Source organism: Dyadobacter sp. CY323 (genome assembly GCF_021390245.1).
Classification (GTDB): Bacteria; Bacteroidota; Bacteroidia; order Cytophagales; family Spirosomataceae; genus Dyadobacter.
In genome coordinates this window covers 152,053-175,683 of the sequence record NZ_JAJUXH010000013.1, presented here as the reverse complement: position 1 = coordinate 175,683, position 23,631 = coordinate 152,053, and the positions used below count along the sequence as shown (strand labels likewise).

General features: G+C 46.8%; 18 protein-coding genes. 14 read left to right on the top strand and 4 right to left on the bottom strand.

What is annotated here, in order from left to right; translation table 11 throughout:
- Positions 1–5: 5 nt before the first annotated feature.
- Both LZG72_RS19375 and LZG72_RS19370 read right to left on the bottom strand, forming a co-directional pair.
- Positions 6–224, bottom strand: a complete 219-nt coding sequence (locus LZG72_RS19375) for a PleD family two-component system response regulator (protein ID WP_233876174.1) — start codon at positions 222–224, stop codon at positions 6–8.
- A 99-nt stretch (positions 225–323) separates the two neighbouring features.
- Complete coding sequence (locus LZG72_RS19370) at positions 324–1,100, bottom strand: metallophosphoesterase (RefSeq protein ID WP_233876173.1); 777 nt, start codon at positions 1,098–1,100, stop codon at positions 324–326.
- A gap of 344 nt (positions 1,101–1,444) precedes the next feature.
- On the opposite strand from LZG72_RS19370, the gene LZG72_RS19365 reads away from it, so the two are divergent.
- The 6 genes from LZG72_RS19365 (at position 1,445) to LZG72_RS19340 (ending at position 9,532) form a co-directional block, all read left to right on the top strand.
- A complete protein-coding gene (locus tag LZG72_RS19365; RefSeq protein ID WP_233876171.1) occupies positions 1,445–3,598 on the top strand; it encodes a PAS domain S-box protein in 2,154 nt (717 codons plus the stop codon).
- Positions 3,599–3,767: 169 nt separating this feature from the next.
- A complete protein-coding gene (locus LZG72_RS19360) occupies positions 3,768–4,850 on the top strand; it encodes a poly(R)-hydroxyalkanoic acid synthase subunit PhaE (RefSeq protein ID WP_233876169.1) in 1,083 nt (360 codons plus the stop codon).
- 20 nt (positions 4,851–4,870) lie between these two features.
- A complete protein-coding gene (gene phaC, locus LZG72_RS19355) occupies positions 4,871–5,923 on the top strand; it encodes a class III poly(R)-hydroxyalkanoic acid synthase subunit PhaC (protein ID WP_233876168.1) in 1,053 nt (350 codons plus the stop codon).
- Positions 5,916–6,878, top strand: coding sequence for an alpha/beta fold hydrolase (locus tag LZG72_RS19350; RefSeq protein ID WP_233876166.1), 963 nt, complete (start codon positions 5,916–5,918; stop codon positions 6,876–6,878). The genes phaC and LZG72_RS19350 overlap by 8 nt, the downstream gene beginning before the upstream one ends.
- Before the next feature lie 9 nt (positions 6,879–6,887).
- Entirely contained in the window at positions 6,888–7,634 is a 747-nt protein-coding gene (gene phbB, locus LZG72_RS19345; protein ID WP_233876164.1) for an acetoacetyl-CoA reductase, read from the top strand.
- 26 nt (positions 7,635–7,660) lie between these two features.
- On the top strand, positions 7,661–9,532 hold the full coding sequence (locus LZG72_RS19340) for a cbb3-type cytochrome c oxidase subunit I (protein WP_233876162.1): 1,872 nt from the start codon (positions 7,661–7,663) through the stop codon (positions 9,530–9,532).
- A gap of 86 nt (positions 9,533–9,618) precedes the next feature.
- Here the strand turns inward: LZG72_RS19340 and LZG72_RS19335 are convergent, their stop codons facing one another.
- On the bottom strand, positions 9,619–10,839 hold the full coding sequence (locus tag LZG72_RS19335) for an exo-beta-N-acetylmuramidase NamZ domain-containing protein (protein WP_233876161.1): 1,221 nt from the start codon (positions 10,837–10,839) through the stop codon (positions 9,619–9,621).
- A gap of 239 nt (positions 10,840–11,078) precedes the next feature.
- Between LZG72_RS19335 and LZG72_RS19330 the strand changes: the two genes are divergently transcribed.
- From LZG72_RS19330 to tal, 3 genes are all read left to right on the top strand, one after another.
- Positions 11,079–11,831, top strand: coding sequence for a hypothetical protein (locus LZG72_RS19330; RefSeq protein ID WP_233876159.1), 753 nt, complete (start codon positions 11,079–11,081; stop codon positions 11,829–11,831).
- A gap of 165 nt (positions 11,832–11,996) precedes the next feature.
- A complete protein-coding gene (locus LZG72_RS19325) occupies positions 11,997–13,109 on the top strand; it encodes a Gfo/Idh/MocA family protein (RefSeq protein WP_233876157.1) in 1,113 nt (370 codons plus the stop codon).
- Between the two features lie 49 nt (positions 13,110–13,158).
- Positions 13,159–14,268 (top strand): transaldolase, encoded by a 1,110-nt coding sequence (tal, locus tag LZG72_RS19320; protein WP_233876155.1) that lies wholly within the window; start codon positions 13,159–13,161, stop codon positions 14,266–14,268.
- Between the two features lie 149 nt (positions 14,269–14,417).
- Here the strand turns inward: tal and LZG72_RS19315 are convergent, their stop codons facing one another.
- Complete coding sequence (locus LZG72_RS19315; RefSeq protein ID WP_233876153.1) at positions 14,418–14,813, bottom strand: response regulator; 396 nt, start codon at positions 14,811–14,813, stop codon at positions 14,418–14,420.
- A 222-nt stretch (positions 14,814–15,035) separates the two neighbouring features.
- Here LZG72_RS19315 and LZG72_RS19310 point away from each other — a divergent pair, with 222 nt between their 5' ends.
- From LZG72_RS19310 to LZG72_RS19290, 5 genes are all read left to right on the top strand, one after another.
- A complete protein-coding gene (locus LZG72_RS19310; protein WP_233876152.1) occupies positions 15,036–16,472 on the top strand; it encodes an SGNH/GDSL hydrolase family protein in 1,437 nt (478 codons plus the stop codon).
- Positions 16,473–16,637: 165 nt separating this feature from the next.
- Entirely contained in the window at positions 16,638–17,378 is a 741-nt protein-coding gene (locus LZG72_RS19305) for an IclR family transcriptional regulator (protein ID WP_233876149.1), read from the top strand.
- A gap of 197 nt (positions 17,379–17,575) precedes the next feature.
- Positions 17,576–20,566 carry a TonB-dependent receptor gene (locus LZG72_RS19300; protein ID WP_233876147.1) on the top strand — a complete coding sequence of 997 codons (2,991 nt, stop codon included), beginning with the start codon at positions 17,576–17,578 and terminating at the stop codon, positions 20,564–20,566.
- 27 nt (positions 20,567–20,593) lie between these two features.
- Positions 20,594–22,042 (top strand): RagB/SusD family nutrient uptake outer membrane protein, encoded by a 1,449-nt coding sequence (locus tag LZG72_RS19295; protein WP_233876145.1) that lies wholly within the window; start codon positions 20,594–20,596, stop codon positions 22,040–22,042.
- A 43-nt stretch (positions 22,043–22,085) separates the two neighbouring features.
- A complete protein-coding gene (locus tag LZG72_RS19290) occupies positions 22,086–23,627 on the top strand; it encodes an endo-1,4-beta-xylanase (protein WP_233876144.1) in 1,542 nt (513 codons plus the stop codon).
- Positions 23,628–23,631: the final 4 nt, after the last annotated feature.

The following is a 23,631-nucleotide window of genomic DNA, read 5'->3' as shown; positions in this document are numbered from 1 at the left end:
TCCCGCTACATATGCCCATCCATTTGCGGCATATCGCTATCCAGCAAGATCACATCAGGCCTGAATGTTTCCGTTAGCTTAATACAATCATTTTTGCTGTTACAAACCTCGACCTGAAACCCTGAGGCTATTAGCAACATACCGGTTACGTATGATTGTTCGTGATCGTCGTCTACTAATAAAATGCGAACGGTGGAATTTAACTCTTTGTCTGTGCCTGTCATAAAATAGGGATTCGTTGAGTCGGAGCCTGGATAACTATCATGCCAGAAGTGCTCAGGAAATTTATTCCCCGACAAAACCCTGGGAGCTGGGTTGATGATTCAATAAGTTACGCGTTCTACCTTATGGCCGCCATTCCATGAGGTGACGATCATATACCCTCTGGCCCCGACTGTGGTAGTGACGTGATAATGAACACCATCGTTATAATAGATACTATCCGAAAAGGAATGCTGGTGACCATATAAAGTGAAGTTAACATTCGGATCAGAGGAGAGAATCTCTGCATATCGGCTTTCCAGGTTCTTATCGAAATCGCCGTGAAATGGTGCCATGTGCCCAATAACGATTGCATTTTTGTTTGATGAATTGTTATCCAACTCAGACTTCAGCCATTGTAGGTCTGGCACTTTTCCATTGAAGGCGTATTCTCTCGAATTGGTATCAACGAAAATAAATTTGTGGTTTCCGAATTCGAATGAATAATTCAAGTTACCGTACATTCTCTGATATGCAATCGGCCCGTTTGCAAGAAGATCGTGATTGCCAATTACTGTCAAGTAGGGATACTTCAGTTTTTTCATGATCTGATTTACCCACTTGAATTCCTGGCTTAGCCCAAAATCTGAAATATCGCCTGCGTGGAGGACAAAGGCAATATCCTCTTGCCCGTTTGCGCTTTTTACAAAATCCTCGGACTCATCATAAAAGCGTTGCGTATCCCCCATGAGTATGAATCTCACAGTATCAGTCACGGGCAGCATGCGTATCCGTTCAACGGATTTGCGGTTCAGGTCTTTTTCATCATCGCTAAAAACCACCTGGTTGGGATTGAAGAGAAAAAGGCCTTCGCAGGAAACCAAAGAACCTGCAATCACAAGGACTAGATATTTTACAAATCGAATCATCTACAATTATAGGGCAATGTGTCCATAGGTAACTTTAATTATCCGGTTTTTATTCCCGAAACCTGTATTATTCTATTCCATTCTGTGTTTTTTGCATGAATTCATTTGAGTTCACAACCATTTAGCTATTTTGCAGTGCAGTAAGTAGTACAGAAAACCCAAATAACACCGTGAGCGGAAAAGACTATATATTCCGCATAATCGGGTTACGAAGTTGTCTGACGAATTTGATAGAACTTGTCTCTATTTTTCATTGAAAACTTAGAATTAATTCTATGAAAATTTGACAACTTTGGGCTTTAAAGCCCAAAGTCATGATTAACCTTCCCCAACTAGAACAAACCAATCCCGGAGAACTGCGCTTCCGTAAACTCATCGAGCATAGTTTTGCTGGTGTTACATTACTGGACCGCGACCTGAACGTGGTTTACAGGAGTCCCTCATCGGAACGGATCACCGGCTGGAACCAGGTCAATAGTACTGAACGGAAAGCGGCCGATTTGGTACACCCCGATGATGCCGAATTGTTTCAGCAAGCATTGCGGCAGGTATATGCCCAGCCCGGAGGGCCGGTTGCCGCGCTCTTCCGTACACTGCATTATGCGGGACACTACATTACCATCGATTGCACGCTGACCAACTTACTGGATGAGCCCGGGGTTGAAGCAATCGTTTTCAATTTCGTGGAGGTGAAGAGCGCCGCAGTGAATGACTTTGACTCATCGACCCACGGAAGCAATGCGGGCACAAACGGCTTTTCAACGTCTACTAAGGATATTTCAAGCCAAAAAACGGCCGATGAGCAGCTCCGTTTGCTTTTCGACCGTGCCCCGGATATGATCGGTATCATGGGAACCGACCGCTATTTCAAAAGGGTCAACCCTGCTATGTTCAGCCAGTTGGAATATACAGAAAAGCAGTTACTGAACATGTCGCTTGATCTTTTGGTACACCCTGATGACCTGGAGATCAGCCGGGCTCGGACCGAAGCGTTTATTGCTGGCGGCGACCAGACTTTATATTTCGAGAACCGCTTCCTGACGAAAAGCGGCAAGGTCATCTGGTTGTCGTGGACAGTCACGCGGTTCTCTAATGAAGGACTGATGTTTTGTGTGGGTAAAAACATTTCGGACAAAAAAGAGATTGAAAACCTTTTTCAGAAGGCCAGTCAACTCGCGCGCATCGGAAGCTGGGAAGTCGACCGTGTCAATGGAACTGCTTACTGGTCGCCGGTGACACGGGAAATCTATGAGGTACCGGAAACCTTTGTGCCAAGCGCCGATAACTGGTTGTCCTTTTACCGCCAGGGCGCGGACAGGGATTATATCGCCGGAAAAATGGCCGACACCATTGCGACAGGTGCGCCCTGCGACGCCGAAGTAGAGTTGGTTACGGCAAAGGGGAATACCTGCTGGGTGCGGGCAATGGCTGAAGCGGAATTCAGGGATGGGGAATGTGTACGGATTTACGGCAGCTTCCAGGACATTGATCACCGAAAAAAAGCGGAACTAGCGGCGACTATGGCGCTTGCGGAACGCAATGTAATCCTGGAAAGTATCGGTGACGGTTTCTTTGCCGTGGACCGCAACTGGATCATCACCTACTGGAATGCTACCGCCGAAATAAAAATGGGCATGGGGCGCGAAACTATGCTGGGCAAATATTTTTGGGATATTTACTACGATGCAATGGACCTGGATTTTTACCGACACTACCAGCATGTGATGAGTACGGGAAAAGCGGTGCATTTTGAAGATTTTTACCCAAAGATGCAAACCTGGTTCGGAGTCAGCGCATATCCGTCAGAGAACGGGCTGTCCGTATTTTTTAAGGATATAACCGAAACTAAAAGGACCATGCAGGCGCTGGCCGAATCCGAAAAGCGTTACAGCGACCTCTTCCAGCTAAGCCCACAGCCCATGTTCGTTTACGATATGCAGACCTTAAAGTACCTGGATGTCAACACGGCAGCTATCGCTCATTACGGCTACAGCCACGAAGAGTTCATGGCCATGACCATTCTGGATATACGGCCAGTTGAGGATATCCCGCTCGTACAGCGGGCGGTTCAGGAAAATCGGGAACGAGACAAGGTTATTCTTCACGGAGTCTTCCGGCACCGCAAAAAGAACGGTGCTCTCATCAACGTTGATATTCAAAGTAATGTAATCACTTACAAAGGTGTAAAGGCAAAGGTAGTGCTGGCTAACGATGTGACCGAGCGCGTCAGATACATCCAGGCGATCGAGGCTCAGAACGAAAAACTCCGCGAGATATCCTGGATGCAATCGCATGTGATCCGGGCACCGTTATCACGCATTATGGCGCTCCTCCCTATGCTTACTTTGCCGGCTGAACTCGACGCCGAGCAGCAGTTAGTTTATGATTACCTGATCGCCTCAGCCAATGAACTTGATCAGGTAATCCACTCAATCACCGACGCTACCAGTCAAGTAAATTTAGAATGAAGGTTGAGTTTGGAGAGAAATGCCGTTTCGGGTAAAGAAGTTATCAGGTGCATGCTGATTGGTCACATGAGTCAACAAGGGAGGCAAATAGGAAATGTGGGATTTTCGCTAAACAACCCTATTTGCTGGCATGATATTAATAGTCGCCGCGGCAAAAAATGGATATCATATGGCACAACAAGAAAGTGTTTTTGACGCGTGGTATAAGACTACCAATAACATGGTTGATGGCTGGAAAACGATGGCCAATGGCTGGAAAGATGGGGGTGATGCAGGCTGGGAAAATATGCAGCAGACCCAGAAGCAATGGATGCAAGGTTATCAGTCCATGATGGAAAATATGACATCTGGTAAGCCGGGAAGCACTTTTAATCCCTTCGGTAGCGACCAGATGCGCGATGCCTTCTCGAATATGCTCAAAAGCGTGGACATTTATACGCGCTTTTTTGAATTGTGGCAGCCTGTGCTTCGTCAGATGGAAAACGGCCCATTGGATCACAAGAACATGTGGAAGTTCATTGATCAGGAGGCATTCAAATCTTTTGTAGACAAACTTTTCGGAATTGATGAAAGCATTATGAAGGGCTTTTATGATCAATATACCAAAGCAATGTCAACGTGGATTTCGACGATGGGGGAGAACGGGAAGAATTTCGGGCATATGGCTGGAAATGGCGTGCCTTTCTTTAATGGAATGTCTCAAATGAATCCCGAGGGAATGCTGAACTTTTATAGCAGCTTATTCCAAACGGCCCAAAAGAGCTTTATGCCATACTTCGGGCAAATGTCAACCGGATCTGCGGCTGCAAAAGAGTCATTTACAAAATTGGCCGAGCTTTGGAATGACTATACGACCAAGATGAGCCAGATGCAGGCATTGCTTTATAAAACGAGTGTATCTGCCTGGGAGAAAGTAATGCAGTCGGTTGCCGAAAAATCGCTCGAAGGCGAATCCGATAAAAACTTTGACGCATTCTACAACGAATGGGCAACGATCAATGAAAAGGAGTTTGTGGCTCTTTTCAATACGGAAGAGTACGCGGCCTTGCAAGGCGAGCTGCTAAAACTGCATGCGGAGATGCGCAGATTGCATGAAAAACAAATAGAAAGTTTCCTGGAACCCTATCCCGTTGTCCTGAAATCGCAGCTGGATGAAGTGCATAAGACCAATCACGAATTGCGTGCCCGCATCAGTGAACTGGAGCGGATCGTTTCTGAAATGCTGCGTGAGAAAAAATCAGATCCTGAATAACATTCTAGCCAGGGGACAGCATGGACGAAGTTATGCCACACGCGTTTGCCACCGTGACCAGCAAGCTTGCGCAAAGTTATGAAGCACTCAAAACAATTGAGGCGCTGGATGTTGGAAACACGCCAAAGAAAATGGTCTGGAAAAAGGACAATGTTGCGCTGTATCATTACGAGTGTGACAGTCCGGCGCTGCTCAAAACACCCGTGCTCCTTGTTTACGCGCAGGTGAACCGCCATGACATGCTGGATATTCAGGCCGACCGGAGTTTTATCCGTAATCTGCAATCAGCAGGTCTTGATCTGTATCTGATCGACTGGGGATATCCTTCAAAAGAAGATCGATTCAATACAATGGAGGAATACATCTGCGGATATCTGAATGATGCGGTTGATTTTGTAAGGCACGAATCCAATCAGAAATCAATCAGCATGATGGGTGTTTGCCAGGGCGGGACATTCAGTGTGATTTACTCCGCATTGCACATTGGTAAAATCAAAAACCTGATTACCCTCGTTACGCCCATTGACTTTCATACAAAAGATGACATGCTATCCTTATGGGCCAGGCACCTGGACGTAGACTCGCTGGTAGACAGTTACGGAAACATTTCAGGACAGCTTCTTAATACGGGTTTTGAAATGCTCAAACCATTGCTCAAAACCAGTAAATATATCAACATGCTGAGCGCCGTGGACAAACAGGCTCAGTTGCTCAATTTTCTAAGGATGGAAAAATGGATTGCAGATAGTCCCAGTCAGCCTGGCGAATGTTTCAGGAAGTTTATGAAAGACCTTTACCAGCAGAACAAACTGGTAAAAGGAACATTGAAAATAGGCGCAAGGATTGTCAATTTATCAGAGATTACCGTTCCGCTGCTGAACATTTATGCAGAGCAAGACCACTTAGTCCCACCGGATGCATCCATTCCGCTTAATGAGCTTGTAGGTAGCAAAGACAAGTGCCTGACCCGGTTTGAGGGCGGTCATATAGGCGTTTTTGTAGGTTCGAGGTCGCAAAAAGAACTTGCGCCCGGTATTGTTTCATGGTTAAAACAAAGAGATACTGATGTTTAATTTGCTAAATGCCTGGAATAATTTCTGGAATCGTTCCCCTTCGGCTAAAATGCCGCTTACTGAAAAAGTGCCTGGCGAGCCCGTCGCATATCCGTATGCCGTCAAGAAAACAAGAATCGATGACGACATTGAAATAGCCTACACCGATGAAGGAATCGGGGGTGCGGACGTGTTACTTTTTATTCACGGGATGGGTACGGATCTTTCGGCTTGGGGCAAGAACATGGATAGCCTTTCAAAAGACTTCCGATGCATTGCCCTCGACCTTCCGGGTCATGGGTTGTCTGATAAGGGCGACTTTCCCTACACCATTCAATTCTATACGCAATGTGTTATTTCATTTATCAAAAAGCTTGACTTGCCGGCATTAACGCTGATAGGTCATTCCATGGGTGGGCAGATTGCGGTTAACATTGCGATAAAGCAGCCTGTACTTGCTGACAAGCTTGTCCTGGTTTCTCCATCGGGTGTAGAACCTTACACTGCCGTTGAAAGGCAGATGCTTATCAATACGATGACTGGAATTGTGGCAAGTGGAAATGCATTTACGCATAACCGGCTCAACCAGATCCTGGGGTTTCCCAACCACCTCGAACTAGCTTCTGAATTTGCAAACGGGATCGCATTGTATCAGCATGAAGCAGCCCATTTCGGGATCCTGTTGTCACGTTCTGTGGAAGCAATGCTGCTTGAAGGAATCAATGGAGTGTTACACCAGATCACCCAACCCTGCCTGATTTTGGTTGGTGAAGAAGACTTGATAAGTCCCTGGCCATACATGCGCGGAGAGGATTTTGCAAGGTTATTAGCCGCAGAGAGCTCACAAATCCGCGACGTTAAATTGGTCACGGTGCCTGCATGCGGGCATTATCTTCCTTATCAGATGCCAGAGGCTTTTAACGATGAGCTTTTGAAGTTTATTGAGGAAAAAAGTGCGGTGTCAGAAACTTTATAATCTACCAACATGGACAGTAATGGTAAAAAAGTGGCGCTCATTACCGGCAGTACAGGCGGGATTGGCGTTGCGCTATGCAAGGTCTTATGTGAAGGCGGTTACCGGGTGGTTGGAAATTGCCGCTCCGCAGAAAAAGGTGCGGCGCTTCAAGAAGAGCTTACCGCATTGGAACATGAAATAGATATTCAACTGGGAGATGTGGGTGATTTTGACTCGGTGGGCCAGATGATAAAGTCTATAGAAGAAAAGATTGGGCCGGTAGATATCCTGATCAATAATGCCGGAGTGACCAAGGATAAAAAGTTTACCAAAATGTCCAAGGACGATTGGGATTATGTGATCAACACGGATTTGAACAGTGTTTTTCATTGTGCCCGCCATGTTATCGACGGCATGATTGAACGGAAATTCGGAAGGATCGTTAACATTTCTTCTATTAACGCCCAAAAAGGACAATTCGGGCAAACAAACTATTGCGCAGCCAAAGCCGGCATTCACGGTTTTACCAAATCCCTTGCGCTGGAAGTTGCCCGGCACGGTGTGACTGTGAACACGGTTTCGCCTGGCTATATCGGCACCGATATGGTAATGGCAGTTGCCGAAGACATCCGGGAAAAGATCGTGGCACAAATCCCTGTCGGACGCTTAGGTTCCATCGAAGAAGTGGCCGAAGCGGTTTCTTTCCTGGTGTCCGACAAGGCGTCTTTCATTACCGGTTCCAATCTCAGTGTAAACGGAGGTCATCATATGTATTGAGAATTTTATCTAAACATCCACTTGATATGTCATCAGCATCAGAAACTCTACTAACCAATGCGCAGGAGGCACACCATCACGAGCCGCAAAATTTTTGGTTCAAATACGTTTTCGCGCAGGACCACAAAACCATCGCCAAACAATATCTGATCACAGGGATCTTCTGGGCGATAGTTGGACTGTTTATGTCGATCCTATTCCGGATACAGCTCGGCATGCAAGATGCGGATTTTACCTGGCTCAGACCCGTGATCGGTGATTGGGTTACTGCTACGGGCAAACTTGACCCGAACTTTTACCTGGCGCTGGTCACGATGCACGGAACGATCATGGTCTTCTTCGTTCTGACGGCAGGATTGAGCGGCACATTCAGCAACTTCCTCATTCCATTGCAGATAGGCGCCCGGGATATGGCTTCGGGCTTCATGAACATGCTTTCTTACTGGTTTTTTTTCCTGGCCAGTGTAGTAATGTTTTCTTCCATGTTTGTCTCGACCGGCCCGGCCGGGGGAGGATGGGTTGTGTATCCGCCACTCAGCGCATTGCCGCAGGCGCATCCCGGCTCGGGAGCTGGTATGACGCTCTGGCTCGTTAGTATGGCACTTTTTATCGTTTCCCAATTGCTTGGCGGGATCAATTACATCACCACTATTATCAATTTAAGGACGCGCGGGATGACATTCAGCAAGCTGCCGTTGACGATCTGGTCATTTCTCATCACGGCGATTTTGGGACTGATTTCGTTTCCCGTGCTGTTTTCAGCCGTATTGCTGCTCGTCTTTGACAGGCATTTCGGCACCAGCTTTTACCTTTCCGACATTTATATCAATGGCGAAGCATTACATAATGTAGGGGGAAGTCCGATTCTGTTCCAGCACCTTTTCTGGTTTTTAGGCCATCCAGAGGTTTATATCGTGATTTTACCCGGGCTTGGCATCACCTCGGAGATCGTGGCGACCAACTCGCGGAAGCCTATTTTTGGTTACCGCGCTATGATCGCTTCCATGCTGGGCATTGCATTTCTTTCCTTTATCGTTTGGGCGCATCACATGTTCGTTTCCGGGATGAACCCGTTTCTGGGCTCCATCTTTATGTTCCTTACATTAATTATTGCCGTTCCTTCGGCAGTGAAGGCCTTCAATTACATTACAACATTATGGAGGGGAAATATCATTTTTACGCCCGCCATGTTGTTCGCAATTGGTCTGGTATCCTTCTTCGTCTCGGGTGGTTTGACGGGAATCATCCTGGGAAACAGTGCATTGGATATTCAGTTGCATGACACGTATTTCGTTGTTGCACATTTTCACCTGGTTATGGGTGCCGCTTCGGCGTTCGGGCTGCTGGCGGGTGTTTACCATTGGTTTCCCAAGATGTTCGGCAGAATGATGAATTATACGATGGGGCAGGTCCATTTCTGGCTCACATTCGTTGGCGTATACATGGTGTTTGTGCCGCTGCATTACATTGGCATAGCTGGTTTCCCACGGCGTTATTACGCATTCACCAGTTACGAGTTTACTAATAAGTATTTGGATATGAACACATTTATCATGTATGCAGCGATTATGACATTCGTTGCACAGCTCATTTTCCTATACAATTTCATCAGCAGCATTTTCACTGGAAAAGTGGCACCGCGCAATCCATGGCACTCCAATACGCTTGAATGGACGACGCCGGTCCATCCCGGGCACGGAAACTGGCCAGGCCCGTTGCCCGCCGTATATCGCTGGCCGTACGATTACAGCAAGCCGGGTGCGGCCGAAGATTACATTCCGCAGAACGTTCCCTACTCGCTCACACCGGAATCCAATTTCCCGCACGAAAAAGAGGCTATTAAGAAGGAGCAACAGATCGAACAACAGAACTATAACGATCAGTTCAACCAAGGTTAAGTAGGTGTCACTGAATTACATTTGCAGCTTAACAAACAGGCAGGCTGCTCCCGTGTTTGTACTCTGCTGTCAGGAAAGCGTATGCATTACGGATATAGGAGATACTTCATCCGTATGGCTTTAAACTTCTGCAATCCGGGTTCCCAGCTTTTTCTGATGTCAGCTTCCGATACTCCCGCTATGATCTGTTTTCTTAATTGATCGGTGCCAATGCGCAGATCGAAGGCGGATACATCCTGGTTGGCTCTTCCTTGGGTAAAGAAATGGGCTTTATCGGGATAGGCATTGTATAGTTCGATTAACCACGATAAATTAATCTGGCGGCTCTCGCGAAGCTTGGCAATATCATAATTGCGGAGGTCAAGACCGTAACAAACAGAGTCTTTGTGATTTGGTTTCTCACTCATTCCGGGAATACTGACCGGTTTGTATGAAAACGGATACTTGCCTTTCAATGCAGGTGCGCCCAAAATAGTAAAAGGCATATAAGTTCCCCGGCCTTCATTAATCGCTGTTCCTTCAAACATACATAGGCTCGGGAAAAGCATCACAGCCTGCTGTGTGTTTAAATTCGGTGAGGGGTTTATCGGCAGCACATAAGGCTTGTCATGATCATAGTTGGCTACCTTGATAATTTTCAGTTTGCATTGTTCCTTCAAATACCCTTCGCCATTCAGGTATTGCGCAAATTCACCGATCGTCATGCCGTGCGTCATGGGTGTATAATGGATCCCAATGGCAGATTTAAATTTATCGTCCGTCATGACCGGTCCGTCTACCACATATGCGTTAGGATTGGGACGGTCAAGAATGAGCAGTTCTTTGTTGTTTTCAGCACAGGCCTCCATCACGTACTCGAGCGTATTGATATTGGTATAATAGCGGCAGCCCACATCCTGAATATCAAAGACCATCAGGTCGATATCCGCCAGCTGTTCTTTATTTGGTTTCTGGTTTTTGCCATATAAAGAAATGATTGGAATACCAGTTTTGGCATCTATCTCATTGCCCACCACAGCTCCATTGCTGGCATTTCCTCTGAAACCATGCTCAGGTCCAAACACTTTTACGATTTTGATTCCAAGGCTCGTTAAGCTGTCTACAATGCTTCTCCTGCCGATCACGGAACTCTGATTTGCAACCAGGCCAATTCGTTTTCCTTTGAGATAAGACAAATATTTGTCAGTCTGGTCGGCACCCGTGGCAATTTCTGATCTACGCTGGTTTCGGGATGCAATTTGTGCGATACATTCGATGTCGCTGATCGCTAGAAGCGTTAAAAAAAGTATAATGCCAATTCTCATCATTTTTGGAAGTTTATAAATTCTACATTATCATTGGTGTTATACAGGATGCATTCAGTTCAATCAAGCCTGCTTTTGCATGAAGCTGTATCGCATCCGCCCGACGATCGTCGAAGTATCGGAAAAGATCATTGTTAACAGTTTACGGATAACCTGGGTCCCGCAGGTAATTTGGTTTGAACCAACGAATTACTGCCCCCAAGTAGAGAAGAAAATTCGAATTTAAGTTAATCAAAGCACTTATGAAGGTTGTTCTTTATTGCTTACTCATCATTGCTGCCTTATCATGTAAAAGGCCGGGATCTCATGTTGATATCATTGAGCAGGATACGGTTCTGGATGAATATCCCGACTGGTACACCCTGAAAGCGCCCGTAGACCACACAATATTAGGTGTTTGGGGAAATTATAATAAAACGGTCGTGATCTCAACCGGGTCGAAGCTGTTTCGAACGAGTGACCAAGGTAAGCATTGGGAGCAGGTCCATGAATCGACTGCCACGTTATTTGGCATAGTGCAATATCAGGATACTTTATTTGCAATGAATGGTATAGTTAACCAGAACAAGCAAGCTGCCTACCAACAAATGCTCATAACCGCAGATAATTACAGCGTGAATGATGGCAAGTCCTGGCAGCGGTACACGGGTGGAAATCATGTTTTATACGATATTCCGGAATACGGATCTGCTGACAAATTTTTGATAAATCCCATTGTAACGCCCGGCAAAGATACTTACGGGATCAACAGAGTTTTTTTAGACGGGCCAAATGCAACTACCGGCACATACAATACTCCCGGTGTGATTACGTCAACTGGTCGGAGGGTTGATCTGCCACAACTTCATCAGATACAAAGCCTTTTTTTAGACGATCAGCAGCGTCTTTATGTCGTGGGCAGTGATGCAGTTTGCGGTTCAGGTGAGGCATTTAAGTTTTGCAACAGTCAAGGCGGCAGGGGCGTGGTATATGTGTCCAAGAATTCGCTGCCCTAAACTTCTCCTTTGCGTTCGACTGCCTGTTGGTACGTTTTTTGTTAGCCGCCCGGATTCCGCCGGTCAGACCAGGTTACATTAAGCTAAAACCAACTATGCATAATGGAAACTTACAAAGTAGAGCGTACGGAGCAATGATACTTAACACTTCATCAACATAAGATTATGGATTATTTTCATCAAAGAAGGCGGTTTCTGCAGCAGTTCGGGCAGGTGGCTATCGCAGTACCTGGCCTGAGCTTGCTTAGTGACCAGGTTTTGGGGTTAGCGGGTAATCAGGATAAAAAGCTGGGAATAGCGCTGATCGGGCTGGGACAGTACAGTGAGGAACAGCTCGCGCCGGCGTTACAGGAAACCCAGTCTTGTAAGCTTGTCGCAATTGTGACCGGCACTCCTGATAAGGTTTCCAAGTGGCAGCGTAAATATGATATTGCGGACAAAAATGTTTATAACTACCAAAATTTCGACTCCATTAAGAATAACCCGGAAGTCGATATTGTCTATGTGGTACTGCCCAATTCCATGCATGCCGAATACACCATCCGGGCCGCAAAAGCCGGGAAGCATGTGATTTGTGAAAAACCCATGGCTACAAGCGTAAAAGATTGTGAGGCAATGATCAAAGCCTGTAAAGATGCAGGTAAGATGCTCTCCATCGGGTACCGCCTCCATTTTGAGCCACACAACATGACGATTGCCAAATTCGGGAAAGAAAAAGTGCACGGGAAAATTACCAAGGTACGCGCTATCGATAGCCAGGAAATGGAGGCAGGAGTCTGGCGACTGGACCGCAAACGGTCGGGTGGCGGCCCGGTAATGGACCTTGGGGTATATTGCGTCCAGGGTTCCATTTATGCAATGGGGATAAACCCGGTCGGTGTGACCGCGAAAGAAGGACCAAAGACGGATAAGGAAAAATTTCCGGACGTAGAACAGTCCATGGAGTTTACCCTGGACTTTCCCGGCGGCGCCAGTTCATACTGCACCACAAGCTATGCGGACAAAGGGAATCTTTTGCGCGTGGAAGCAGAAAAAGGTTGGTATGAATTAAGTCCCGCGTATGGATATTCTGGCATTGCCGGAAAAAGCAGTTTGGATAAAATTGACTTCAAACAAGTCAACCAGCAGGCATTGCAAATGGACGACTTTGCTTCTTGTGTTAAAAACAGGCGGCCTACGCGTGTACCGGGAGAAATGGGAATGCGGGACGTAAAAATACTGATGGCCATTTACGAATCTGCCCGCACAGGTAAAAAGGTGCCGTTAAGGCTGGGTTAGTCGGCAATGACCACCCAATTTTTCAACACATTCTAAAAACACATCGGTTATGACTACAAATAAAGTAAAACAAATACATGACTTCGGTCAAAGCATCTGGCTGGACTTCATAGACCGCAAAGTCATCGCTTCCGGCGAGTTGCAAAAAATGATTGAGCAGGACGGAATCAGGGGAGTAACCTCCAATCCTGCCATTTTCGAAAAGGCCATCAGCAGCAGCTCCGACTACGACGCTGACATTGCAGAGCTGGCAGAAAGCGGTATATCAAATGAAGAAATCTTCTTTGCTGTTGCCGTATCAGACATCAAAAAGGCTTGCGATCTGTTTTGGCCGGTCTATAACGAGGAGGAGGTCGTCGGAGCCGACGGGTATGTAAGCCTCGAAGTTTCCCCTTTTCTGGCAAAGGATACACAAGCCACGATCAAGCAGGCTCGCCAGCTCTGGCAGGAAGTCGACAAGGACAATGTAATGATTAAAATCCCCGGGACAGAGGCTGGTTTGATTGCGATCGAAACGGCGATCAGTGAAGGCATCAATGTCAATGTTACCTTGCTTTTTAGCCTGGACCGTTATGAAGCCGTTGCAGAGGCATATATCGCAGGCCTGGAAAAACGGGCGCAAGATGGCCTGCCATTAGGACAGGTGTCGTCGGTGGCCAGCTTCTTTTTGAGCCGCATAGACATTTTAGTTGACCCATTTTTAGACCAGAAGGGACTTGGTGAGTTGAGGGGACAGGTCGCAATTGCGTCCGCGAAGATGGCTTATCAGATATACAAACGCGTGTTCAGTACAGATCGCTGGAAAAAACTGGCTGAAAAAGGTGCTGTCCCTCAGCGGCTTTTATGGGCGAGCACCAGCAGTAAAGACCCTGCTTTTAAGGATACCAAGTATGTAGAGGCGCTCATCGGGCCGGATACTGTCAATACCATCCCAATGGACACGCTCAAAGCGTTTCGCGATCATGGCGATCCGGCAAGCCGGCTGGAAGACGATCCCGACGGCGCAGCGAGGATACTGGAAAGAGTAGAGGAGGCCGGGATCGATATGTCGGCAGTTACAAGACAGCTGGAAGACGAGGGGATTGAAAAGTTTAACAAGCCGTTCCAGGATCTGCTGGATGCAATCGAAAAACAGATTAGACCAAATACGTTGATTTGATTCAGACAGTAGCGCGAAAAGAGAGGCAGTTCAGAAGGCATGGTATAAACCGCCAACTTTCACCCGAAATTCTTAACGAGCTGATGAGAGTGTCATCCAGTTCAAGGTAAGGATAAATTTATCATTATTGAGCTATGATGCGGGAAAGCTTAAACAGCAACAAACTTCAGGATATCGCTTACAACAGCTTCCAGGTTCATCACCTTATTTGGCTTAACGTAGTATTGAGACGCTCCCAGCTGGTATGCTCTGGCTACGTTTTGTGGAAGTGAAGATGTGCTTAAAATTATGACTGGCACCATTCGGGTCATAACTTTACGTTTGAGTGCCAACAGGAAGTCAAAGCCGCTCATTCGGGGCATATTGAGGTCTAATAAAACCAGATCCGGCGGACTTTTCAGGCTTTCAAGTTTTTCCAGTCCTTCCAGGCCGTCACTGGCAAACGTCCATTTACAATCAACTGGCTGGCGCTTAAACGCGCTCTCAATCAGATGTTGATCATCCAGATCGTCATCAATCATCAGTATATTGATAGTAGCTTGCATTCGCGAAAGGTACACTATTCTCGGTCAGCAGCCAAGAGCAATCTGTGTTCATATACAGGCACTTCGCCCGGCTTTCACAAAATAAGGCCCTGAAATTTACCGGTCTTTTTCAATTCGTTTAGAGCTTCCTTATATCCACCGCCATCACCAACTCAGATAGATTCCCCTCAGTGCGACCTTTGTGTGTTTTTAACTAGTTTGTTATCTCATCTAAACCTTTGCATGAAACTCAAAGAAATGCTCAGCCGACCTGTATCCAAAATCCTCCATTTTACTTTATACCTCTCCCTGGTTGTCCATTTGGCTACCTCGCAGTCTTTGGAAAAAGGTCCCGTTTTTAAAGACGGCGACAAGATTTGTTTTATCGGCAACAGCATCACCAACAACGCGCAGTTCTATCACTTTATCAATCTGTATTATGCAACTCGTTATCCTGAAAGAAAGGTTGTGTTCATCAACTGCGGTATTTCCGGGGATGTAACGCAGGGCATCATCAACAGAATGGAAACTGATATTCTGGTTCATAACCCCACCTGGTCCGTGTTGATGATCGGGATGAATGATGTGAATAGAAATTTATATGCCAAATCCAGAGCAAACGAACCCGGGATTGAAGAGAAGAAGCAGCAGGCTCTGGAAGTGTACCGCAAAAACCTGGAAATCATTGTCCCGAAATTACTCGAGAATGGACGTAAGCTTATTCTTCAGACCCCGTCTATTTACGACCAGACCGCAGACCTGCCAACTGAAAATTTCTTTGGTGTGAATGACGCTCTTAAAAAATGTGCAGGCTACGCGCAGGAACTGGCGGAGAAATACAAACTTCCCACCGTGGATTACTGGACCATTTTGACCGAAGTAAATAAACAAATCCAGCAAAAGGACCCGAAAGCAACGATCATCGGACCAGACCGGGTGCATCCGGCCGCGCCGGGCCATCTGATTATGGCCTACCAGTTTTTAAAATCGACGGGCGGAAGCCGATATGTTTCCAAAATTCAAGTGCGGGCTAATGTTAAAGAAAGTAATCAATACAGCGCTAATTGCCTGATAAAAGAGCTCGTTTTCGGAAAAGACAGTGTCCGCTTTACGGTGAAGGAGGAAAGTCTGCCATTTCCCGCTGCCGGAGAAGACATCGCGCCGGCTTTGGCCCTGGTGCCATTTACAGATGATCTTAATCAGGAAATTTTGCAGGTTGAAAGGCTTTCGAAAGGAAATTACCGGCTTTTTATCGACGACAATGAGATCGGCATTTATGCTTCACAAGACTTAAAGAAAGGAGTGAACCTGGCATCGAAAACAAACACGCCCCAGTACCAGCAGGCCGTTAAGATCATGAATTTGTACGCCGAACACCGCAAAGTCCAGGCGATGTACAGGAATATTGTCACCATTCAGATCCACCACCTGCCCGATTCCCTCAAAGACGCTTCCAGGGAGACTCAGGTAGCATTCCTGAACACGCGTCTGGAAGAAAAGTTTAAAACAAGCCCTCAATACAACTACTACCAGGGTCAGTTTAAATCCTATCTGGCAAACAAACCCAGGCAAAAGGAAATAACAAAGACCCTTCCGGAAATAGTGGATACGATTTACAATGCAAACAAACCAGTTTTCCATTCCTTCCGATTGGTAAAAGTGTCCGAAAAACGCCAGTAGTGTTTCCAGGAATTCCCATTCCCAGCAGAACTTAAAAGCTTCCGGCTACCGGTTCGATTGGGGATGGTAAAAGACACCGAATTCTTTAATCCGTAAAAAATTGCAAATCCCAGGCAATGTTATTATCCTGAAATTGTTACTTTTATATTGTAAAATTTAAATGTAATGATACAGGTTATTAATAGGGCGCTAGATATTTTGGAGATCATCTCGGCCAACCCAGAAAAACCGAGGTCACTCGGCGACATTGCTGATAACCTTGGCCTTAATCACGGAACGTGCGCCAACATCATCAAAACGCTTGTTTCCAGAAAGTATCTGGAACAGGTCGGAACAAAGAAGGGATATGTGCTTGGAAGCAGGGCGTACACGTTGTCAGGCAACGATGCCTATCGCAAAGACCTGATCGAGATGTCGGCGCCGGAAATGGAAAAGTTGACTGCTTTGATCAATGAAAACAGCCTCCTGGCTATTCTGAATGGAGAAAACAGGATTGTTATCCACCGGATCAGCGCTGAGCAGGAATTGCAGGTGCGAACTGCGGAGGAAAAGCATGTTTATGATTCGGCTTCGGGAAGATTGCTGCTGGCTATGTTGCCTGACATTGATATAGAGCGTTTTATAGCCAAATATGGACTTCCCTCTGAACTGGTTTGGAAGGAGGCGCACAGTCCGGAAGGCTTAATGGAGGCGATTGGAAAAATAAGGGCAGAGCGGTGTGCCCTGCAAGTTCTGCCCGGGAGGCAGGTGATCGGCCTGGCTGTTGCCATACAGAAAAACAGTAAAGTCGTCGCAAGCCTCAGTATTTATCTGCCGGAATACAGGTACATGAATATGGATAAGATAGCACTTGTTGAGAAGCTCAAATCAACAGCCGACCGTATTTCTCAGAAACTCAAACATTGATCCGGGGTAAATTCTAACCGAAGGAGGCTTAAAGTGCCTCCTTTTTTTGTAGTCTGTCATATCGTATTTAGGACATTATCAAAAATAAATGTAAAAAAGTGGATATAAAATTTGGAACGAGATTTCTAATGTGTGAATATTGTTATAAAATAAAATTCAATTTTATAATATAAAATTAACAAGTAATCCTCAACCTGATGAAAGCAATAATTTACGTGAGGTTTTTAGCGATATGTGTGCTTTTGCATGCGTATGGCGCAAATGCACAGAGCCGGACCGTTTCGGGCAAGGTTACAGGATCTGACAGGGAAGCGTTGCCCGGTGTCAGTATCCTGATCAAAGGAACAACTCAGGGAACAACGACGGACTCCCAGGGAGCTTACAGCATCGGGCTACCGGCAAGTGACGCGGTTCTGATATTTTCGTTTGTGGGTTACAATTCCACGGAACTCAGCACAGCGAATCAATCCATTCTTAATGTAACCCTGCAGCAAAACGATCAGCAATTATCGGAGGTGGTTGTAGTAGGTTATGGCACGGTTAAAAAAAGCGACCTGACGGGATCGCTGTCTCAGGTTAAAGCCAAAGAGATCAATGCTTTTCCGGCAACCAATGTCCTTCAGGCCATGTCGGGCAGGGCCCCGGGGGTTCAGGTAACACAGAATACCGGCGCGCCGGGAGCGGGCGTGAGCGTTAGGATACGCGGTACGAACTCGGTCCAGGGTGCCAACGAACCGCTTTATGTGGTGGATGGCTTCCCCACTTCAGGAACCAATCCGACCATTATTAACAATAGCGATATAGAAAGCATAGAAATCCTCAAAGACGCTTCTGCCACAGCCATTTACGGTTCCAGAGGCGCCAATGGCGTCGTGATCATTACGACAAAGCAGGGGAAAGCAGGTAAAATGCAAGTTGACTACGAGGGCAGCTACAGCCAGGCTACGTTAAGGAAAAAGCTGGATCTGATGAATGCGAAGGAATATGCGATGTTCTACAACGAGCAGGCGGCCACAGATAAGGTGGCACCTTATTTTACACAGGCCCAAATCGATGGTTTTGGCGAAGGCTTCGACTGGCAGGACCTGATTTTCAGAAAGGCGCCGATGCAGACGCACAACCTGACAGTAAGTGGTGGAACTGAGAAAACCAGGTTTTCTATCGGCGGCAGCATTTTCGACCAGGAAGGGATCGTGATCGGCAGTAATTACAAACGGTATTCATTAAGAGCTGCTGTGACGACGGATGTAAGTAAGATGTTTAGCCTGAATTACAGCGCTACACTTACCAAAATCAAAACAAGCCGCCAAAACAATGGTGGGGGGAACCGCGGCGCTTCGCTGATATCGGCGGCCATTTCAGCGCCACCTACTCTTACACCCTATAATGATGACGGCTCGTACTGGGCGCTTGCAACCGCATACCCCTTCATTTCCAATGTACTCACCAATCCGTTGAACTACATCAACGAACAAACCGATGACGTCGACGCCAACAGGATACTGGCCAATGCGGCGCTGATATTTAAGCCGTTTGACGGGCTTGCGATAAAGATTTCAGGAGGTATTGAAAACAGCGATGATATTACGGAAGGTTACACCACAACCAAGTTTATCAACTCGCAGGGAACTGCCAGTGTTTCCGACAGCCGGGCAACGAGTTTGCTAAGTGAAAATACGATCAGCTACATCAAAACGCTGGCAGACAAGCATAGCATATCTGCCGTTGCAGGATTTACCTATCAGGATTTCCTCAACAAAGGTCTGGGAGGATCGGGAGTCGGATTTCTGAGCAATGTGACGGAAACGGCTAACCTGGGCTCTGCAAATTCTCCGGGCATACCGAGTTCAAGTTATTCTTTCAGCACACTGCTGTCATACCTTGGGCGGATCAACTACAGTTATAACAGCAAGTATCTGGCTACATTTAGTTTTAGGGCCGATGGGTCATCCAAATACAGTAAAGGCGGTCAATGGGGGTATTTCCCGTCGGCGGCCCTCGCATGGAGGCTTTCGGAGGAGGACTTTATTAAAAATATCTCTTCCATCAGCGATCTTAAGTTGAGAAGCAGCTGGGGGCTGACGGGTAGTCAGGCTATCGGGGCTTATGCTACGCTGAACAATCTTGTCGCAGGGAAAACTGTTTTTGATGATGCACTCTACAATACGTTTGCTCCCGGGACCCGGTTGCCGGGTAACCTGAAATGGGAAACGACCGAGCAGCTGGATTTTGGTGTGGATGCCGCTTTTTTCAACAACCGGTATCGGCTTTCGCTAGACTATTACATCAAAAATACCCGCGATCTGCTCAATACCGTCCAGTTGCCAACAGGCTTTGGGTTTACTAGCACCATTCAAAATGTAGGTCAGATCCAGAACAAAGGACTTGAACTTGCTCTGGACGCAACTATCCTTGATAAGGCATTTAAATGGGACCTGGGTGCAAACATATCTTTCAACCGCAACAAGGTGGTCAAACTCTATAACGGTGCGGATATTCTGGGAGGAAGTGTTGGCGTCACGCTCATCAGCGACAATGCAAACCTGCTTCGGGAAGGAGAGCCGATGAGCGTATTTTATGGGTATGTTAAAAATGGCTACAATGAACTTGGAAAAGAAATTTATAAAGACCTGAATGGCGATGCGGTGATCAATCAGCTCGATAAAACCATTATTGGGAATCCTAATCCTGACTTTATTTACGGGATCAATTCCAATATGTCTTTTAAAGGCCTGGAACTCTCTATCTTTTTGCAGGGCACGCAAGGCAACGACCTGGTGAATGTAAGTTCGATCAACAACACCCTCGACTACGGTTTTGGTCTGAACATGCCCCGTGAAGTGTATACCAATCACTGGACGCCGACTAACACCAACGCCAAATATCCGGTCATTTCCAGAGCCAATTCCTATAACTATTCTGACAGGCTGGTTGAGGACGGTTCTTACATGAGGCTTCGGAATATACAACTGGCTTACAATCTGCCACTTTCGGATTGGAATGTAAAATGGATGCGTTCGGCTCAGATCTACGTGAGCGGACAGAATCTGCTCACATTTACCAAATATTCCTGGTGGGATCCGGAAACCAATTCACAAGGCGGAGCGAACTCGCTGGGTCAGGGCATAGACCATTACAGCTATCCTACGTCCAAGTCGGTTACGGCGGGTATCCGGGTCGGGTTTTAATTTTTCCAAATCATTATCAGAACTTTCATGAAAAAGATATTTCTAATCATACCCCTTTTCCTGCTCATGTCCTGTGAGGATATTCTGACGGAAAAACCAAAGGCTGTCGCCGTAGAAACTTTCTATAACACGGCGGGCGAAGTGGAAACGGCGGTGAATGCCGTTTACGAACAGCTGCGTGCGGCCAACGGGATCAGCGGCCAGCTGGGTGCGCAATTGGAAGCGTATACAGATTACAGTTATGGTAGGGGAAGCTATCTCGTGCTGAGTGATTTTCAGGGATTGAATTCTACGAACATTCCCAGGACGGATGATGGCTGGCGGCTGTTTTACCTTGGTATCCGCAATGCGAATCTGGTCATTGCCAATGCGCCCAAAGGTTCGTCCATTAGCCCCGCAGATGCTGCCAAATTCGTCGCCGAATCCAAGTTCTTGCGTGCCTACAATTACTTTTGGCTTGTTAGAAACTGGGGAGCTGTACCCATCCGCACGGAAGCTACATTGGACGAACCAAATGTGCCGCGCAGTCCCGTAGAAGAAGTATACAAGTTAATTGTCAGTGATTTGTTGGAAGCCGAAGCCAATCTGCCTGAAACCCAAACCCAGCTGGGCCGGGCGACCAAATGGGCAGCGAAGGCGGCTCTGGCCGAAGTTTATTTTACGCAAAACAAATACAAGGAAGCCCGCGATAAGGCGAACGAAGTCATTCAGTCTAAAAAGTATTCATTGGTTCCGGTTACGGTAGCAGCCGATTTCGACAAGGTTTTTGGCCCCACCGTCGTGACTTCTCCGGAGGAAATATTTTATCTGAAAATGACCAGGCAAAATAATCAGGGCATGTACCTGGCTATGTTTGCGCATCATCCGGGCACAAAATTACACGGCGCAGGCGGTTTTTACGCGCATTACAGTGACACCCAGACTAACCCGGTCCAGAAAGGCTGGAACAATGCCGATCTGCGGAAAAGCTTCAACTGGATAAAATATGATATCGGATTGGGGCCGAATACAATACTTTGCAAGAAATTCTCGGATCCGCTGGCTCCGAACCAGACGGCGGCCGGCAATGATTTTCCGATCTATCGCTACGCGGACATTCTGCTCCTATTCGCCGAAGCAGATAACCGTGTTAACAACGGGCCAACTGCTGCAGGATTGGAGGCATTGAATCAGGTGCATCGCCGTGCTTACGGCCTGCCCGCGACCAGCGTATCTGCGGTTGATTTTGTTTTGAGCGGTTATACGGCAGACACTTTCAACGACCTGGTGCTAGCTGAGAGAGGGTACGAGACGCAGTACGAAGCCAAACGCTGGCTGGACCTGAAAAGATTGGGTACCCCCAAGCTGAAACAGATCATTAAGGCAGCTACCGGAAAAGATGTAGCCGACAAACATTTGTTTTGGCCGGTGCCCGTCGGTGAGCTCAATTTCAATACCGCCCTGGATCCTTCAAAAGACCAAAACCCGGGCTACTGAAAAGCGGCCTATTCCTAAACTCTAACCAGATATTTACCCAAAAATGAAACGAGTAAAATTAGTTGTAATACTGATCAGTGCGCTGGCAGCAGCGACGCCGGTCGTCTCACAAACGAAACCTGAGAATCCGTCATGGAACTATACTTCTGCCAAAAAAATCATGTCGGAAGGTTACTGGAAATTGTGGAATGCCGACGTGCAAAGTAAAATCGATAAGGACATTGATCTGTACAGAAAAGCGGACGCATCACTGAATTTCACAGATGTCGCGCCGGGAACCGAAGTCAAAATTGAGCAGATATCGCATGATTTTATCTTTGGGGCGAATATTTTTAACTACGATCAGTTGGGGACGGTCGAGCGGAACAGGCGGTATAAGGAGTTGTTTGGTACTTTGTTTAACTCGGCCACTATTCCTTTTTATTGGAAAAAGTTTGAAATGGAACCGAACCGTCCCCGGTTCAGACAGGAATACTGGGATACCGAATCGTACTGGAACGCGGTCAAAAAGCCTAAAAACGAACCGCATTGGCGTCGTCCCGCTCCCGATCCCATTGTCGATTTTTGCATCAGCCGGGGCATTCGCCCTTATGGGCATACAATCGCCTGGGGGAATCCGAAGTGGCAGCATCCGGAATGGCTATACGAACAGTTTTGCTCAAAAGCTGAAAAACAGAAGTTGGCCAAATACACCAAGGAAGAGCTGGGAAAACTTACTGCGAAAGAAGTAGCAGCCCTGGCCCCGGAATATGTAGCTGCTGTGGGCCGCGCATTCGACAAAAGAGTGGAAGAGTTGGCAGCTTACTATGGGGATAAAGTTCCTGGATGGGATGTGGTGAATGAAAGTGCCGTTGATTTTCATGGAAATGCAACGACCGGTGATGCCATCACAAACAGTAAATACGGAAATCTGCTTCCCGGTGATTACACCAACCGGACGTTCGAGAAGGCCAATGCGGTTTTCCCGAAAAATGTCCTGCTGAATATCAATGACTACATGAATAACCAGAACTACACCGACCAGGTAAAGGACCTGCTGGCAAAGGGCCGTCGCATCGATATCCTCGGATCTCAGATGCACCTTTTTAATCCCCAGCAATGTCTGGATGTAGCAGCCGGAAAAGAGATCGAAACGCCTAAGATGGTTTGGGATAAAATGAAGATTATGAGCCAGGCGAAATTGCCGATCCATTTGAGCGAAATAACCATTACCGCACCGGACGACAATGAAAAAGGCAGGGACATTCAGGCGGTGATCGCTTACAATCTATACCGGATGTGGTTTAGCATTGAAAACATGATGGGCATTACCTGGTGGAATATTGTTGACGACTGCGGTGCCCCGGGAGAACCGACCACATCGGGATTGTTCAGCAGAAATATGGAGCCTAAATCCTCCTTTTTCGCGCTGCAAAAACTCATCACCCAGGAATGGGTGACCTCGCTCACTGCCAAAACAGACAAAAATAACAAGGTGAATTTTCGGGGATATAAAGGCAAATACCGCGTGACCTGGAAGGATAAGTCGGGCGAATACAGAGAAGAGGTTTTCTCTTTAAAGAAAAACGGTGACGGCATTAAATGATCTT

What these genes read in the sequence shown, in the direction of transcription:
- LZG72_RS19290 (WP_233876144.1), top strand. Translation starts at nt 22,086, where the DNA reads ATGAAACGAGTAAAATTAGTTGTAATACTGATCAGTGCGCTGGCAGCA.
- phbB (WP_233876164.1), top strand. Translation starts at nt 6,888, where the DNA reads ATGGACAGTAATGGTAAAAAAGTGGCGCTCATTACCGGCAGTACAGGC.
- LZG72_RS19360 (WP_233876169.1), top strand. Translation starts at nt 3,768, where the DNA reads ATGGCACAACAAGAAAGTGTTTTTGACGCGTGGTATAAGACTACCAAT.
- LZG72_RS19340 (WP_233876162.1), top strand. Translation starts at nt 7,661, where the DNA reads ATGTCATCAGCATCAGAAACTCTACTAACCAATGCGCAGGAGGCACAC.
- LZG72_RS19375 (WP_233876174.1), bottom strand. Translation starts at nt 224, where the DNA reads ATGACAGGCACAGACAAAGAGTTAAATTCCACCGTTCGCATTTTATTA.
- LZG72_RS19305 (WP_233876149.1), top strand. Translation starts at nt 16,638, where the DNA reads ATGATACAGGTTATTAATAGGGCGCTAGATATTTTGGAGATCATCTCG.
- LZG72_RS19350 (WP_233876166.1), top strand. Translation starts at nt 5,916, where the DNA reads ATGTTTAATTTGCTAAATGCCTGGAATAATTTCTGGAATCGTTCCCCT.
- LZG72_RS19295 (WP_233876145.1), top strand. Translation starts at nt 20,594, where the DNA reads ATGAAAAAGATATTTCTAATCATACCCCTTTTCCTGCTCATGTCCTGT.
- LZG72_RS19310 (WP_233876152.1), top strand. Translation starts at nt 15,036, where the DNA reads ATGAAACTCAAAGAAATGCTCAGCCGACCTGTATCCAAAATCCTCCAT.
- LZG72_RS19365 (WP_233876171.1), top strand. Translation starts at nt 1,445, where the DNA reads ATGATTAACCTTCCCCAACTAGAACAAACCAATCCCGGAGAACTGCGC.
- tal (WP_233876155.1), top strand. Translation starts at nt 13,159, where the DNA reads ATGACTACAAATAAAGTAAAACAAATACATGACTTCGGTCAAAGCATC.
- LZG72_RS19330 (WP_233876159.1), top strand. Translation starts at nt 11,079, where the DNA reads ATGAAGGTTGTTCTTTATTGCTTACTCATCATTGCTGCCTTATCATGT.
- LZG72_RS19315 (WP_233876153.1), bottom strand. Translation starts at nt 14,813, where the DNA reads ATGCAAGCTACTATCAATATACTGATGATTGATGACGATCTGGATGAT.
- LZG72_RS19300 (WP_233876147.1), top strand. Translation starts at nt 17,576, where the DNA reads ATGAAAGCAATAATTTACGTGAGGTTTTTAGCGATATGTGTGCTTTTG.
- LZG72_RS19325 (WP_233876157.1), top strand. Translation starts at nt 11,997, where the DNA reads ATGGATTATTTTCATCAAAGAAGGCGGTTTCTGCAGCAGTTCGGGCAG.
- LZG72_RS19335 (WP_233876161.1), bottom strand. Translation starts at nt 10,839, where the DNA reads ATGATGAGAATTGGCATTATACTTTTTTTAACGCTTCTAGCGATCAGC.
- phaC (WP_233876168.1), top strand. Translation starts at nt 4,871, where the DNA reads ATGGACGAAGTTATGCCACACGCGTTTGCCACCGTGACCAGCAAGCTT.